Genomic DNA, 13,706 nt, shown 5'->3' on the forward strand with positions numbered 1-13,706 from the left:
CTGGCCCAGTATTGGGAGATTACGATGCGAAACCTTCTTGCCACGACAACGATCCTTGCCTCAATCGCTTTTGGCGGCGCGGCCTTTGCCGAATCCCACGCGATGAAAAATCCCGATGTGGGCGGCGCGGCGATGTTTGCCGAAAAGAACATCATCGAAAACGCGGTCAATTCTGCCGATCACACCACGTTGGTGGCCGCTGTCAAAGCCGCCGGATTGGTCGAAACCCTCAGTGGGCCAGGCCCGTTCACCGTGTTTGCCCCGGTCAACGCCGCCTTCGCCGCCCTGCCCGCAGGCACGGTTGAAACCCTGCTCAAGCCGGAAAACAAGGCGATGCTGAGCAAAATCCTGACCTGTCATGTGGTGGCCGCTGATGTGATGTCAGACGCCATTCAGGGCATGATTGCCGATGACAATGGCGCGCATCCGGTGCCAACGGTCGGCGGCTGCACCTTGATGGCGAAAATGGACGGTGACATGATCACCCTGACCGATGAAACCGGCGGCGTGGCCACCGTGACCATCGCCGATGTGAAACAATCCAACGGCGTGATCCATGTGATCGACAAGGTGCTGTTGCCCAGCCCAGATCAGGCCAAGGCCGACACGATGGAAAAATCCGACAACCCGATGGTGGGTGGTGCGGCAATGTTTGCCAGCAAGGATATCATCGACAACGCGGTCAATTCCGCCGATCACACCACGTTGGTCGCGGCGGTAAAAGCCGCCGGTTTGGTCGATACATTGAAAGGCCCGGGGCCGTTTACCGTATTCGCCCCCACCAACGCCGCATTCGCCGCCCTGCCCGATGGCACGGTTGAAACCCTGTTGATGCCTGAAAACAAGGCGATGCTGACGAAAATCCTGACATCGCACGTTGTAGCGGGCAAATGGTCGGCCAATGACATCGTGACGGCGGCGAAATCATCGTCGGACGGATTTTACCATTTTAGCGCCGTGTCGGGCGATGCCCTGTCGGCCAAGGTTACCCCGTCGGGCGATGTGTATATTTTCGATGAAAGTGGCAATGCCAGCAAAGTAACGATTGCCAATGTGAACCAGTCAAATGGTGTTATCCACGTCATCGAAGATGTGTTGTTGCCGAAATAAGTTCGGATCAACGGCACGCTGGGTCGCCCCCAATTCCGGGGGCGGCCCGTTTTAGTCAAGCGCCGCAGTGACCGCGCGCCCGGTCATCACCTTGACCAGATGCGCGCGATAGGCACCCGATCCGTGCATGTCGGACATCATGCCATCGGCGGGCGGGGGCGCGATATTATCCAAGGCGCCGGGCGAAAAATCTGAAGACAGCGCCGCCTCGGCCTCGGCCCAGCGGAACACGCCCTCTTCCGACGCACCGGTGACGGCCACGCGCACACCGTCGAAAAATTCCGCCACAAACACCCCGACCAGCGCAAACCGCGAGGCAGGTTGGACAAACTTCTGATAATTGGCCCGCTCGGGGATCGGAAACGCCACCTGCGTGATGATTTCGCCTTCGTCCAGCGCGGTGGTAAACATGCCCTGAAAATAATCACCGGCGTCGATATCGCGTTGGTTGGTGACAACGGTGGCATTGCTGGCCAGAACCGCCGCCGGATAACAGGCGGATGGATCATTGTTGGCCACCGACCCACCAATTGTGCCCCGGTTGCGCACCGCCGGATCACCGATATGGCGCGCCATGTGGGCCAAGGCGGGATAGGCCGATGCACCCGCCGCCACCGCCGCGTGGGTGGTGCCCCCCCCAATACACAACCGCCCGGAATCATCGACGCTGATCCCTTGGATTTCGGGAATGTTCGTCAGGCTGACCAAGGTTGAGGGCATCGCCAAACGCTGTTTCAACGTCGGGATCAGGGTTTGGCCACCGCCCAGCGCCTGGGCCTCTTCATCGGTCAGGGCTGCCACTGCCTCGGCCAGGGTTGTGGGGCGTTCAATTTCGAAGGCGTACATGTCACTCTCCTGTGCAAAGCCGCGTTATTCTGCCGCGATGGTTTCGGTTTCCTGGCCCGATGCCGCCAGAATCGCCTTTACGATATTGTGATACCCGGTGCAGCGGCAGATATTCCCCTCAAGATAGGTACGAATTTCCGCCTCGGTCGGTTTTGGATTTTCCTGCAGCAATGCCGCCGCACTCATCACCATGCCCGGCGTGCAAAAGCCGCATTGCAACCCGTGATGATCCTGAAACGCCTGTTGGATGGGCGACAGGGCGCCACCCGGATCGGCCATGCCTTCAATCGTCAGCACATCGGCATCTTCGCATTCGGCGGCGAACATGGTGCAGGATTTAACCGCAGCGCCGTTCACATGCACCACGCAGGCGCCACATTGGCTGGTGTCGCACCCCACATGGGTGCCGGTCAGGCCCAGACCACCGCGCAGAAAATCTACCAACAGGGTGCGGCCTTCGGCCTCGCCCGTGACCGCCTGGCCGTTCACCCGCATCGAAATCTTTGCCATCTCAGCCCTTTCTGTTCGCCTTTGGTGTAACTTAATCACGCGGATCAGGGTTTGAGAACACCTGATTTTTCCTGATACCGCCATCGGCGATCACGATTGACCGCCTGCCGCACGGCGGTGGTATCTTCGTGCACATCACCGGGCCACGATGGGCAATGATCACATTTTCACGCCCCGCGCCCTTGCGCAACCGACCATCGGGCAGCAGAACCGAATGGGCCAAAATCGCCCCCTCGGCCAGATCGACGGGTACGGGGGCGAATTTCATCAGCCCCGGCGCAGGCGTTGGGTGATTTCCGCCATCACCGAAATCGCGATTTCCGCCGGGCTGCGCGACCCGATATCAAGCCCGACAGGCGCGTAGATCCGCGCAATCGCGGCGTCATCAAAGCCCAGATCGGCCAGCCTTTGCACCCGTTTGCCATGGGTGCGGGTTGACCCCAGACACCCGAGGTAAAATACATCAGATCCCAAGGCGGCGACAATCGCCGGATCATCCAGTTTCGGATCATGGGTCAGGGTGACAACCGCTGTGCGCGCGTCCAACCCCAGGTTTGCCAATGCGGCATCCGGCCAGTCATGGATCAGGGTTTCACCGGGAAAGCGCGCGGGCGACGCGAATGCCGCACGCGGGTCAACCAGCGTGGTGTCATAGCCCGCCAGCCGCGCCATCTGTAACAACGGTTGGGCAATATGCACCCCGCCCACCACCACCATGCGCAAGGGCGGGTTATGAATGGCGACAAAGGTTTCGCCATGACCCTCAAACCCCGAGCGATCCAGACGAAACCGTTCGCGAAAGGCATCAGGCCCCGCCACATGGCGCGTCCAATCACCGATATTGACCACATAGGCGACCGGTTGCCGTGCGCCGCGCGCCGCAACCAATTCGGCCAGAACCGTTTCGGGCATGTCCTTGCCCACAGGTTCAACCAGAACCCGGATGCGCCCGCCACAGGCCAGACCGACGGCGAAAGCCTCATCATCGCTGACACCGAAATCGAGCAACCGCGCGCCGCCTTGTTCGATCGCTTCAAGCGCCTCAACCACCACTGCGCCTTCGACGCAGCCGCCCGAAACACTGCCCGCGATATCGCCTTGGCCAGATATGGCCAGCTGGCTGCCCACCGGGCGCGGGGCCGACCCCCAGGTTTCAACAACCGTGGCCAAAGCCGCCCCCGTGCCCCCCCGGTGCCAGGCCAGGGCGATTTCTGGAATGTCGTCAAAACCCATGCCGCAAGATCCTTTTTTGCAATCATCCCCCAGGGGTGGCGCCCTGTCTAGGGGGCCGCGACCAATGAGGCGATGCATCCGCGGCAGGCCCTGGGGGTTTTCCACCCCCAGACCCCCGGAGGATATTTAGAGCAAGAAAAAACCGATGCAGGTTTAAAACATGTGCTTTTCTGTCGGGACAGCGACCCATCCGCACAGTTTCATGCTTTCACACAGCCACAAAGATTGCGCCGACACGACGACAGGGCTATGTCAGACCCGTATCACAGCACAAGGGATGCCCCGGATGAATACCACACCTAAACTTTCCGCCAAAGACGCGCCAGATATGGCCAAGTTCACCTGGGACGATGCCCTGTTGCTGGAAGAGCAACTGGACGAAGATGAACGGATGCTGCGCGACGCGGCCCGGACCTTTGCCCAGGATGTGTTGCAGCCCCGGGTCATCGACGCCTATCGCGAAGAAAAATCCGACCCCGGCCTGTTCAAGGCCATGGGCGATGCCGGATTGTTGGGTGTCACCCTGCCCGAACAATACGGCGGATTGGGGGCAAATTACGTCACTTACGGCCTGATCGCGCGCGAGGTTGAGCGGGTGGATTCAGGATATCGCTCGATGATGTCGGTCCAATCCTCCTTGGTGATTTATCCAATCTATGCCTATGGCACGGAAGAGCAGCGGCAGAAATATCTGCCCGGCCTGTGCGCAGGCGATTTGATTGGCTGTTTCGGATTGACAGAACCCGATGCCGGGTCTGACCCGTCGGGCATGAAAACCGTGGCAAAGAAAACCGACAATGGTTATGTGATATCGGGTTCGAAAATGTGGATTTCGAATTCACCCTTTGCCGATGTTTTCGTGGTTTGGGCCAAATCCGAAGCGCACGGCGGCAAGATCCGTGGTTTCATTCTGGAAAAAGGCATGGACGGGCTGAGCGCGCCAAAGATTGGCGGCAAACTGTCGTTGCGGGCGTCGACCACCGGTGAGATCGTGATGGACAACGTGGCCGTGGGTGAAGACGCGCTTTTGCCCAATGTCGAAGGCTTGAAAGGGCCGTTTGGCTGTTTGAACCGCGCCCGGTATGGCATCGCCTGGGGCGTTATGGGGGCGGCTGAATTTTGCTGGCATGGGGCGCGGCAATACGGGTTGGACCGCAAACAATTCGGCAAACCTCTGGCGCAGACCCAACTGTTTCAGAAAAAGCTGGCCGATATGCAGACCGAAATCACCCTTGGCTTGCAGGGATGCCTGCAATTGGGCCGGCTGATGGATGCGGGCAAAGGCGCGCCAGAAATGATTTCGATGATGAAGCGCAACAACTGCGGCAAAGCGTTGGATGTGGCGCGACAGGCCCGCGATATGCACGGCGGCAATGGCATTTCGGAAGAATACCAAGTGATCCGTCATATGGTGAACCTGGAAACGGTCAACACCTATGAAGGCACCCATGATGTGCACGCCCTGATTCTGGGCCGCGCACAGACCGGATTGCAGGCGTTCTTTTAAGGTTTTAGCGCCTGTTGATAATGTGCGACCAGCGCCCGGGCCAAAGGTTCGCGCGGTGGGATGCTGTTGGCCAAGATGAGGCGGCCCATGAGGTTTACTGTATCGGGGTCGCGCAGGGCGTGTTCCAAGGCGGCAGCGGTGCGGGCATTGCTTTGTGATTGCGCGGCGGCAACGGTGGGGTCGGTCATCAGCCGCGCGTATTCGGCGCGGGTGGCGGGGGCCATGACCGCGATGGATGTGTCGGCAACGGTGTTGAAATTGCGTTCGACCCAATAGGTCAGATCGACCGCTTTGTCCGTATGATTGGGCAGGCCACGCGCGCTTTTGAGCAGAAAATCCTGCACGGAACGCACGGAATAATGGTTCAGCTGTACCAGATCGGTGGCAAGGGGCGCGCCCCACAACATGATCCGCCCATCATTTTTGGCAAACCTGTTGTCCAAACGGTTGCCCGACCCATCAACCCATCGCGGTGCTGTAGCCTTCTTTTGTCGCGGGCGGTGCACACCGGGTTTTTGCATCGTTTCGCGCCGGTAAAGCGTTTTGAAAAACCGCGCCAATGCCGGGTACAGCGCATCAGCGGGAATCGCCTGTGTATAGGCATCAAGGGTCATGCCATTGGGGCGCGTCAGGTGGCCCGCATTGCCAAACAGCCGCCAGGGCAGAACGATGGCATCGGCGTCAACCGCATGGATCAGATCGCCAAACGTGGTTAGCGGCGGGCGCAGGTTGATGAATTCATCACAATCCAGCACCGCGATCCAGTCTGCACTTTGGGTCAGCGGATGATCGGCGGCCTGTTTCAGCGCAGCCCATTGCGGCGTGCGCCCTTCGGGGATCACATTGCGGATATGGGTCAGCGCCCCTGCCCGATCAAGCGCATCCAACAGATCATCGGTGCCATCGGTGCAATCGTTGGAAAACACCAAAATATCATCGGCCCCCGCAGCACGGCAATGGGCGACCCATTCCACCAGATGCGGGCCTTCGTTGCGCATGGTGGTGATGATCAGAACAGATGGCGTCACTCGACCGCCTCGGAATTGGGCTTTCGAAACCAGTGTTCTCCATAATGGGGGGTAAGCCGCGCCATCAGATCGGGGCCGAAGGTTGCAACCATATGATCCAACTCGGCGGTGAATTGCGGCCAAACTGGGCCAAACCGGAACGAATGGTAATGAATCAGCCGTGGGCGCGCCTCGGGCTCCAACGCCCTGTCCGATATGGAAAAATTCCAGACATCGGGCAACGCGTTATAGGCCAGCCCCATCCGTTTTAAAGAAATCGGAAGCGAGATTTGATCGACCCAAGGGCGTTTACCACCCACGGCCACATCCCGATCAATGATCATAGCCGTTTCCAGCCACATATCACCAAACCCTTGGCCCTTGGCATTGGTATCGTTGCAAAATCCGACCATTCCGGCGTTGAAATACGGCAGAAATTCGATCCGCCGCCGTCGCACCAGCCGCACACGTTCGGTTGGCATCGGTAGGCCGAAAAACGCATACACCCGCGCCCAGCGATCGCCGGTTTTGCCCCATGTCGGCGTGCCCTCTGGCACCACCGTTACCGCGCCGGGCTGGATCACCGATTCAAAATCCAACGGCGCGACACATACCATGTCACTGTCCAGAAACACATGCCGCGCGGCGTTTCGCGGCGCGCGGCAGGCAAATATCTTGTTGCCATGGGGATAGTTTGATTTCCAAACCGTTGGGTCAATCGCCAATGGCGTGACTACCACACCCAGCGTTTCAAAGGCGATCATGGCGGCGTCGGGTATCGGATCGGCACCACTAGGCACATAGGCGATCAGATCATCGCGCGCCCCGTGATGATGGCGCAGGCTGGCCGCCAATAAAATGGCCTGGGCGGTCAGATGCGCGCCTTCGGCAATAAAGAAAACAGCGGTGCGGTTGGTCATGGCGCATCTCGCACTATGCGGTATCCGGCGACGATCATCGGGTCCAAAGGCAGGCGTTCGGTGTATCCGTGGGACGCAAGAACCGCCTCGTATTTTGTAAGATCGCCGTGATGGGCGCACCAAAACGGGCCGGTAAACAGGATGGTGGCGGGCCGGTGCTGCGCCAAAAGGCGGTTCAGATCGTGTGGCCTGTAGCCTGGATCAGCCAGGTTCAACAGATCAGGCGCGACTTGCGCCAGATCAGTCGGTGGCGCGGTTTCAATCGTGAGCGATTGGCCATTATACGTTGCAATCATCGCCAACGCCCCCTGCCACCCGGCATCGCGCTGTTGCACGGTTATTGCAACACCAGCGCGGGTTTTAACCAAGTGCAGCGCGGCAAAGCCGGATGTTGCGCCCAATTCCAGATACCGGCCATTTTCCGGCACAAGGCTTGGCAGATTGCGCGCCAGATTGCGTTCAAATTTGCCCGCTTCAATCTGTATCAGCGCGGGCGGGGGAAACAGGCGCGGATCGCTTGGCAATTCGACCGCGTGATTGGCAAACCATTGCAATGGCACATCCGCCGACACATCAACCGGCCCGCGCACCACGCTATCTTGCGGTAAAACCGCGCGCTCTTGCGGGGGCTTGGCGCGCTCCGCCTTGGCGGTTTCGGTAACGCGGCTTTCAATATCGCTCATCAATTTGGCGATCTCGGCGGGGTCGCGCGGTTTGGGCGGCTTGGCCTCAACCTGTGAAATCGGCACGGTGCTGGCGGATTTCAGGTTGGCGACAAAATCGGCATAATCGCGCGATTTCTTAAGGGTGTTCAACCGCGCCTCGACCCGCTCAAGCGCGGCGTGGTGCAGCCGATTCAGCACCGGATCGGCCAGCAAACCATCGAAAATTGCCTGGCGATGGGCAGAGTAACGCAACATCGTATCATCGCGCACCTCATTGCGGTCCTGTAGCGCCCAATAGTCATCGTTGTATTTATCGGCCTTGTTGTTCACGTTGCCACGGAATTTGCGAATTGCGTAACTGTCGATACTTTTGACCGCGTAATGATTCATCTGCGCCCAGTCATAGCCAACCGTGCGGGTGATACTGCGCCAACCGCGGAATTTAAAATACTCCTCCATTTCGCGGCCCGACCCGTTGAGCCATTTAACGGTGTTCGGATAATCGGTGTCCAAGGTTTTGTTCAACAATTTGGGCCGGTGAATACCCAAACGCCAATGGTTTGGGTCGTATTTGAACAGGGTTTTCACACCCCAACCCTTGTTCCACATCGCTGGCGCGGCCATCAGATATTGTTCGGTGACCATGTCGCGCGACCAATCCACCACCCCGCCCGATCCGAAAATCCGCCAGGTGATGACCATGCCACTGGCCCCCTGTTCGGTAACCGCGTCCAACAGCGGATCCAACGTGCCGTCGCCATATTTGATCGACAAAAACTCATCGGCGTCAAACACCAAAACCCAATCCGAGTTTTGCACGACTGGTTCGCGGGTGGCATATTTGATCGCGGATGGCTGTGGTTTCATGCCGTCGGGAATATCGTTGCGGCGATGATGGGCCAGGCCCAATTCCTGCAACCGGATCAGCATGTCATCGGTGCCATCGCTGCAATCATTGGTGTAAACCAACAGGTCGGTAAACCCGACAGCCAGATGATGCGCCACCCATTCCAACAGATATGGGCCTTCGTCCTTCATCATTGATACTGCGGTGATGGTGCCATGGCGGCTGGTATTTTTCACCGGAAGTTCGATAATCGGGTCGGAAACGCGCACTTTGCTGCCTTTTGCCATCAAATTGTCGCACTCCTGCGCGAAATATTCATTTTCAATCACCATAACCAGACCCGATTCACCGCACAACAGCCCACGCAAAACAGGCCGAATCGCATGGGACATTGTGATCAAAATGGTTAACAATACGCGCCATAAACCTTGGATTGATCGTGGCTTCGGGCGCGTTGGGCAATGAGGGCAGACATGCAACAAAGGCGACCCGTCGCATCACTTTGGATTGGCGAAAAGTTAAATTATATCAATCAACTGTGCCTGCTTTCTCATGTGCAACAGGGGCATCCGACCACGTTGTATTGCACCGACACGGTGGAAAATGTGCCCGACGGCGTAATCGTGCGCCAAGCCTCTGAAATCATGGATATTCCTTTGGATATCGTGGCCGAAACCAGTGCTTCATTTTTAAGTAATGTTTTCCGGTATAAAATGATTCAGAAGACCGATGAAATCTGGATCGATTGCGATGCCTATTGTCACAAACCGTTCCCCGATGAGATGGAGCATATTTATGCCGGGCACGGGATGCGCGGTGCCCTGAATTGTGGGGTTGTGAAAATTCCCCAACAGGGGGCGTTGATGGATGCCCTGTTGGATTATTACGACAACCTGCCGCCTGCCCCGCCGTGGTTCAATGACCGTCAGCGTCGCCGATTGGCAAAACAGCCCGATGGTATGCCCCATGCGGTCAAGATTTATAATGCCGAACGCACCGCCTTTGGACCGCAGGCGTTTACCTATTTCGCCAGGATGACTGGCGATATTGAAAATGCGATGACGGCGGACGTTCTTTATCCGGTGCCGTTTCAGTTGAACGATATATTCTTTGATCCCCACGGCCGGGTCGAAGGCTGGTTCACTGACAACACGCTGTCGGTGCATCTTTACACCAATGGCACGCGCCCTTGGTGGCGCAAGAATGCGCCGCTGAAAAACTCCTATGTCTGGCGGATGTGTCGTCAGGTGGGGATCAACCCAAAAGACGCGCTTGAATGACACCGCGCCTGACCTTTACCTATATCGTTGAACCGCCAGAGTATCAGATTTTCGCCTGCACCCTGCTGGCGTCGATCCGCACGCAGTTTGGCGACAGCGTGGCGGCGATTGGATATTGCCCCGAACACCGGATGGACGAATTGCACCCCGCCGTGTTCAAGGCGCATGGCATGATGGGCGGTGAAATTCGTCCGATGAAAACCCAAGGCATGTGGGATACGGATTATCCCCATGGCAATAAAATCATCGCCGCGATGCAACCTCGCGATACTGACTACAGCGCGTTTGTTGACAGCGATGTGTTGTTTCTGCGCCCAAATACGCCTGACACGCTTATCGCACCCGGTCAGGTTTCCTGCTCGGTGGCGGCGTCAATGACATGGGCGGGGCAAGAGATCTGGCGCCCGATATATGATGCCTTTGACATGCCAATCCCGCAACAGCGTATTGAATATATGCGCCGCCCCGTTGGTCCGGTGATCCCGTATTTCAGCTCGGGTTTGGTGGTGTTTCCCGATACCGGGCCACGGCGATTTGCCGACATCTGGTACGAAACGGCGCGCCGGATTGATCGGATTGAAACCCTTGAACACCGCCGACCCTATCTGGATCAGATGAGCCTGCCCGTCGCAATCCAACGCGCCGACCTTGGGTGGAATATCCTGTCCGAAGAGCACCATTTCATCATGGGTGGCAAATTGCGTGGGGAGCCGCTGCCGGAAGATCGTGAAATCTATACGGTGCATTATCGCCATAACGGGGTGCTGAAGGAATCCGGCCTGCTGGGAATGGCGCGCAAAATGCTTCAGGATCGGACCGGCGTGCCCTATGTGCGGCGTCTGACCGAAGGTAACATTCGCCAGAAACGCAAGCAGGCCCAGGGATGATCGCCGCGTTTTGCGCTCTGCCTGATCCCGCCGCCAAATTGCAAGGTAGCCATGTCTGAAATTCCACCGGAAACCGAAAAATCCAAGGCCGAGCTGCGGGCGGAAAAACTGATGCGGCGCCAACAGCGCAATATGCACAAGGCAACCGCCGAAGGATTCATGGCCGGGGTCTGTGCCATGCTGCGCCCCGGCGACACGGTGCTGGATTGCGGCGCGAACATGGGGGTTGTTACCGCCCAACTGGCGGCGACTCCGGCGCAGGTTATCGCGTATGAACCTGATCCGTTTGCCTTTTCTCACCTGTCGTCGCGTTTTATCAATGCGCACAACGTGACCCTGATCAATGCGGCCGTCGCGGCGTCACCGGGCACGGTAAACCTCATGCGGGCTGAGAACTTTGACGAAAACCCCCAAGGCGCCTCGGTCAAATCCACCATTCTGGCAGGCGGGCGCTCAATCGACAGTGACACATCGATTGAGGTTGCATGCCTGTCATTTCTCGACATCCTGCGCGAAAAGGCCGACCCAACCCGCCCCCTCGCCTTTGTGAAAATGGACATCGAAGGCGCCGAGTTGGAGATTTTGGAAGCAATGTTGGAGCAAGATCTGTTCGGCCACGTGCGCTGCCTGGTCGCAGAAACACACGAGCGTAAATTCAAGGCACTGCGCCCCCGGTTTCGCGCCTTGCGCAGCGCCATATCGGAACGGTTCGCACCGTCGCATGTCAATCTCGATTGGATTTGAAACCGTGCCGTCCCCTGCGTGTTTCCAGAAAATGACTTATTCTTTGCACAATACCAGACCATTTCATGGTTAAACCCATCCATAGGGGACGTGAGCGAAGGTCGGCCTGAAAGGTGTTGAACGATGAAACCACAAGAAAATACCGCCTCGGACGCATTCGACGACGATGAAGACGAGGATTCGATGGACATCGAAACCTTGGGCTCTTTCGCTTACGGGCTGAATGATGCGCACTACATTCGCTTCAAACGCCGCGGCCCGGCGCTTTTGGTGAGTTTTGAAACGGAAACCGGGTCAATGCCACTGTCCGAACGCCCGTCACGCTTTGCGGATCTCGCCGACGAGATGGATTGGTCAACCCTGACCTTGATTTCAAAAGGCGATACGTGGTTTCGCGACGCCGAAGTGATCAACTTTTTCGATGCCTTGGTTGATGGCACTTTGCTGGATCAATTCGATGATGTGCTGTTTTATGGCCAGGGGTCGGGCGGCCACGGCGCGTTGTCCTTTGCCCTGACCGCCCCTGGCGCGCGGGTTTTGGCGCTGGCCCCGCATATGGGTTTTGGCATGCCGGGCGCACCAATCGACACCCGGTTTTCACCGCCGGACACGATGGATTTCGCCGAAAGATACGCGGTAATTCCGGAAAACCTGGCGACAGCGCGGGCGGTTTGGTTGTTGCATGATCCGAATCAGCCCCAGGATCGCGCGCATTCAGAGGCGATTTCGCCGGCAAACGCGCTGATGTGCCGCAATATGGGATCGGATATTGAAACGGGTCTGACCGAACTGCGGCTGTTGGATGAAATGGTTGTGCGCGCGATGGAGGGCGATTTGGATCAGATCGAATTTTATCGCGCCTTGCGTGTGCGGCGCGATGATCCGGCGTGGCTGCGCCGCCTCATCGCCCGACTTATCAAACAAAACCGCCCCGTACTTGAGGCATTGGCCGTACGCAATGTCGCGCAGCGCACAGGCCGCCATCGGTTCAGCAAAAGGTTTCAACAGATCGAGGCAGAGCTGAACGCCAAAGGCATCACAATTCCAGATGCGCAAACCTGAGGCTCTGCGCCGTAAGCTCTTAAAACCTCAGGATTTTTCGATCTCTCTGCGTTTCAAACGCCCACGGCGGCACAACCCAATCAGCGCCGTTTTGCCACATCTGATCGTTAGATGAGATTGCCTGTATGGTCTGGCATTGTTTCTGATATCTTCACAAAGTATCAGTACTTTGTTGTTTTAAATCGCCATATGGTTGGAAAATCATATGGTTGCTCGACCATCGGCCCAACAGACCCAGTTCTTACAAGGAAACCCTGGATGAAATTCGTGCTCTCTGCCCTCGTACTGGGCCTTTCTGCATGTGGCGAAACCCCCGCCAAAACCACTGCCGCGCAAGAATCGCTTACCCCGGCAAGCGCCAATTTCACCACGATGCGCAAGGACAACGTGACGTATATCATGGGCAAAGCCAAATAATCAGCGCCAGATTTTGCGCGATTCTGCGTCGGCTATCACGATGTTGAGGGATTAGAAGACGCAGCGCTGCCAGTCAGGTTTTGAAAACCCGCCGCACCGCATTATTTTCACTTATTCTTGCAGCATCAAAAGCTTAGGCATACTAAAAAATTCTGATAACAGATGTAAGCCTGTTTGACAGAATGGCGGCCTGTTCAGCCGCGAAATTTGATCATCTGCATGCGGCATTTGCGGCAACATTTCGGACGTTGCCGCACCCTGCGCAAATCAATGGGCCAGAAAATCGGCGTAAACGTGATGCACGATCTGTTCGCGGGTGATGCCACGCGCGGCCAGATCTTCATCGCTCAACGCGTCCAATGCGGCAATTTCGGTACTGCGCGCGATGCAATCCTGACTGACGCGAAACACTTGAAACGCACTCGCTATCGCCCCCATCGCCGACAGGAAGCTGCTGATAACGAATGGTTTTTCCGAGCTTGTTGTGCGCTCTTGAAACGAAATATCGGCCATGGCAACGATCCTTTGAATTATATCCGCAATTGCGTGTTGGCTTTGATATAGGCCGGGCCACCTAATATGAGCACCGCCATTACCGCATTGCTGCAATGCAGAATTTGCAATCCGGGCGTATGTTGGGGGCACTCAGCCGCCTTTGGCCCGCGCTGCGC

The 13,706-nt window shown here is 57.3% G+C and carries 15 protein-coding genes and 1 pseudogene; 8 read left to right on the plus strand and 8 right to left on the minus strand.

Annotated elements, in window-relative coordinates; genetic code table 11:
* Positions 1–24: 24 nt before the first annotated feature.
* Positions 25–585: pseudogene (locus C8265_RS19670) on the plus strand (fasciclin domain-containing protein); the annotation flags it as partial.
* 24 nt (positions 586–609) lie between these two features.
* On the plus strand, positions 610–1,110 hold the full coding sequence (locus C8265_RS19675; RefSeq protein WP_240610955.1) for a fasciclin domain-containing protein: 501 nt from the start codon (positions 610–612) through the stop codon (positions 1,108–1,110).
* Between the two features lie 51 nt (positions 1,111–1,161).
* Here C8265_RS19675 and C8265_RS02720 read toward each other — a convergent pair whose 3' ends face one another.
* The 4 genes from C8265_RS02720 to C8265_RS02735 are packed head-to-tail and all read right to left on the minus strand — an operon-like array spanning position 1,162 to position 3,699.
* On the minus strand, positions 1,162–1,956 hold the full coding sequence (locus tag C8265_RS02720) for an FAD binding domain-containing protein (protein WP_108482414.1): 795 nt from the start codon (positions 1,954–1,956) through the stop codon (positions 1,162–1,164).
* A 24-nt stretch (positions 1,957–1,980) separates the two neighbouring features.
* On the minus strand, positions 1,981–2,466 hold the full coding sequence (locus C8265_RS02725; protein ID WP_108482415.1) for a (2Fe-2S)-binding protein: 486 nt from the start codon (positions 2,464–2,466) through the stop codon (positions 1,981–1,983).
* Between the two features lie 31 nt (positions 2,467–2,497).
* On the minus strand, positions 2,498–2,734 hold the full coding sequence (locus tag C8265_RS02730; RefSeq protein WP_108482416.1) for a hypothetical protein: 237 nt from the start codon (positions 2,732–2,734) through the stop codon (positions 2,498–2,500).
* On the minus strand, positions 2,734–3,699 hold the full coding sequence (locus C8265_RS02735) for an XdhC family protein (RefSeq protein WP_108482417.1): 966 nt from the start codon (positions 3,697–3,699) through the stop codon (positions 2,734–2,736). The genes C8265_RS02730 and C8265_RS02735 overlap by 1 nt, the downstream gene beginning before the upstream one ends.
* A 286-nt stretch (positions 3,700–3,985) precedes the next feature.
* Here C8265_RS02735 and C8265_RS02740 point away from each other — a divergent pair, with 286 nt between their 5' ends.
* Positions 3,986–5,206 carry an acyl-CoA dehydrogenase gene (locus C8265_RS02740; protein ID WP_108482418.1) on the plus strand — a complete coding sequence of 407 codons (1,221 nt, stop codon included), beginning with the start codon at positions 3,986–3,988 and terminating at the stop codon, positions 5,204–5,206.
* On the opposite strand, the gene C8265_RS02745 is transcribed toward C8265_RS02740, so the two are convergent.
* The 3 genes from C8265_RS02745 to C8265_RS02755 are packed head-to-tail and all read right to left on the minus strand — an operon-like array spanning position 5,203 to position 8,932.
* Positions 5,203–6,234 carry a glycosyltransferase family 2 protein gene (locus C8265_RS02745; RefSeq protein WP_108482419.1) on the minus strand — a complete coding sequence of 344 codons (1,032 nt, stop codon included), beginning with the start codon at positions 6,232–6,234 and terminating at the stop codon, positions 5,203–5,205. The two genes, C8265_RS02740 and C8265_RS02745, sit on opposite strands and share 4 nt — an antisense overlap.
* On the minus strand, positions 6,231–7,133 hold the full coding sequence (locus C8265_RS02750) for a hypothetical protein (RefSeq protein WP_108482420.1): 903 nt from the start codon (positions 7,131–7,133) through the stop codon (positions 6,231–6,233). Before C8265_RS02750 ends, C8265_RS02745 begins: the two co-directional genes overlap by 4 nt.
* Positions 7,130–8,932: a glycosyltransferase family 2 protein gene (locus C8265_RS02755; protein ID WP_240610944.1), complete on the minus strand. Its 1,803-nt coding sequence runs from the start codon at positions 8,930–8,932 to the stop codon at positions 7,130–7,132. The genes C8265_RS02750 and C8265_RS02755 overlap by 4 nt, the downstream gene beginning before the upstream one ends.
* A gap of 186 nt (positions 8,933–9,118) precedes the next feature.
* Here C8265_RS02755 and C8265_RS02760 point away from each other — a divergent pair, with 186 nt between their 5' ends.
* The 5 genes from C8265_RS02760 (at position 9,119) to C8265_RS19395 (ending at position 13,035) form a co-directional block, all read left to right on the plus strand.
* Positions 9,119–9,925 carry a hypothetical protein gene (locus C8265_RS02760; protein ID WP_108482421.1) on the plus strand — a complete coding sequence of 269 codons (807 nt, stop codon included), beginning with the start codon at positions 9,119–9,121 and terminating at the stop codon, positions 9,923–9,925.
* A complete protein-coding gene (locus tag C8265_RS02765; protein WP_108482422.1) occupies positions 9,922–10,812 on the plus strand; it encodes a hypothetical protein in 891 nt (296 codons plus the stop codon). Before C8265_RS02760 ends, C8265_RS02765 begins: the two co-directional genes overlap by 4 nt.
* Positions 10,813–10,863: 51 nt before the next feature.
* Complete coding sequence (locus C8265_RS02770; protein WP_108482423.1) at positions 10,864–11,556, plus strand: FkbM family methyltransferase; 693 nt, start codon at positions 10,864–10,866, stop codon at positions 11,554–11,556.
* Positions 11,557–11,679: 123 nt separating this feature from the next.
* Entirely contained in the window at positions 11,680–12,618 is a 939-nt protein-coding gene (locus tag C8265_RS02775; protein WP_108482424.1) for a hypothetical protein, read from the plus strand.
* Between the two features lie 258 nt (positions 12,619–12,876).
* Entirely contained in the window at positions 12,877–13,035 is a 159-nt protein-coding gene (locus C8265_RS19395) for a hypothetical protein (RefSeq protein WP_164512249.1), read from the plus strand.
* A 267-nt stretch (positions 13,036–13,302) separates the two neighbouring features.
* On the opposite strand, the gene C8265_RS02780 is transcribed toward C8265_RS19395, so the two are convergent.
* Positions 13,303–13,548 carry a hypothetical protein gene (locus tag C8265_RS02780; protein ID WP_108482425.1) on the minus strand — a complete coding sequence of 82 codons (246 nt, stop codon included), beginning with the start codon at positions 13,546–13,548 and terminating at the stop codon, positions 13,303–13,305.
* Between the last annotated feature and the right edge of the window lie 158 nt (positions 13,549–13,706).

This window comes from Oceaniglobus ichthyenteri, assembly GCF_003057885.1.
Classification (GTDB): Bacteria; Pseudomonadota; Alphaproteobacteria; order Rhodobacterales; family Rhodobacteraceae; genus Oceaniglobus; species Oceaniglobus ichthyenteri.

Coding starts and splice junctions, on each gene's coding strand:
- C8265_RS02760 (WP_108482421.1), top strand. CDS start 9,119: ATGCAACAAAGGCGACCCGTCGCATCACTTTGGATTGGCGAAAAGTTA.
- C8265_RS02725 (WP_108482415.1), bottom strand. CDS start 2,466: ATGGCAAAGATTTCGATGCGGGTGAACGGCCAGGCGGTCACGGGCGAG.
- C8265_RS02730 (WP_108482416.1), bottom strand. CDS start 2,734: ATGAAATTCGCCCCCGTACCCGTCGATCTGGCCGAGGGGGCGATTTTG.
- C8265_RS19675 (WP_240610955.1), top strand. CDS start 610: ATGGAAAAATCCGACAACCCGATGGTGGGTGGTGCGGCAATGTTTGCC.
- C8265_RS02780 (WP_108482425.1), bottom strand. CDS start 13,548: ATGGCCGATATTTCGTTTCAAGAGCGCACAACAAGCTCGGAAAAACCA.
- C8265_RS02740 (WP_108482418.1), top strand. CDS start 3,986: ATGAATACCACACCTAAACTTTCCGCCAAAGACGCGCCAGATATGGCC.
- C8265_RS02755 (WP_240610944.1), bottom strand. CDS start 8,932: ATGGCAAAAGGCAGCAAAGTGCGCGTTTCCGACCCGATTATCGAACTT.
- C8265_RS02735 (WP_108482417.1), bottom strand. CDS start 3,699: ATGGGTTTTGACGACATTCCAGAAATCGCCCTGGCCTGGCACCGGGGG.
- C8265_RS02750 (WP_108482420.1), bottom strand. CDS start 7,133: ATGACCAACCGCACCGCTGTTTTCTTTATTGCCGAAGGCGCGCATCTG.
- C8265_RS02775 (WP_108482424.1), top strand. CDS start 11,680: ATGAAACCACAAGAAAATACCGCCTCGGACGCATTCGACGACGATGAA.
- C8265_RS02765 (WP_108482422.1), top strand. CDS start 9,922: ATGACACCGCGCCTGACCTTTACCTATATCGTTGAACCGCCAGAGTAT.
- C8265_RS02720 (WP_108482414.1), bottom strand. CDS start 1,956: ATGTACGCCTTCGAAATTGAACGCCCCACAACCCTGGCCGAGGCAGTG.
- C8265_RS02770 (WP_108482423.1), top strand. CDS start 10,864: ATGTCTGAAATTCCACCGGAAACCGAAAAATCCAAGGCCGAGCTGCGG.
- C8265_RS19395 (WP_164512249.1), top strand. CDS start 12,877: ATGAAATTCGTGCTCTCTGCCCTCGTACTGGGCCTTTCTGCATGTGGC.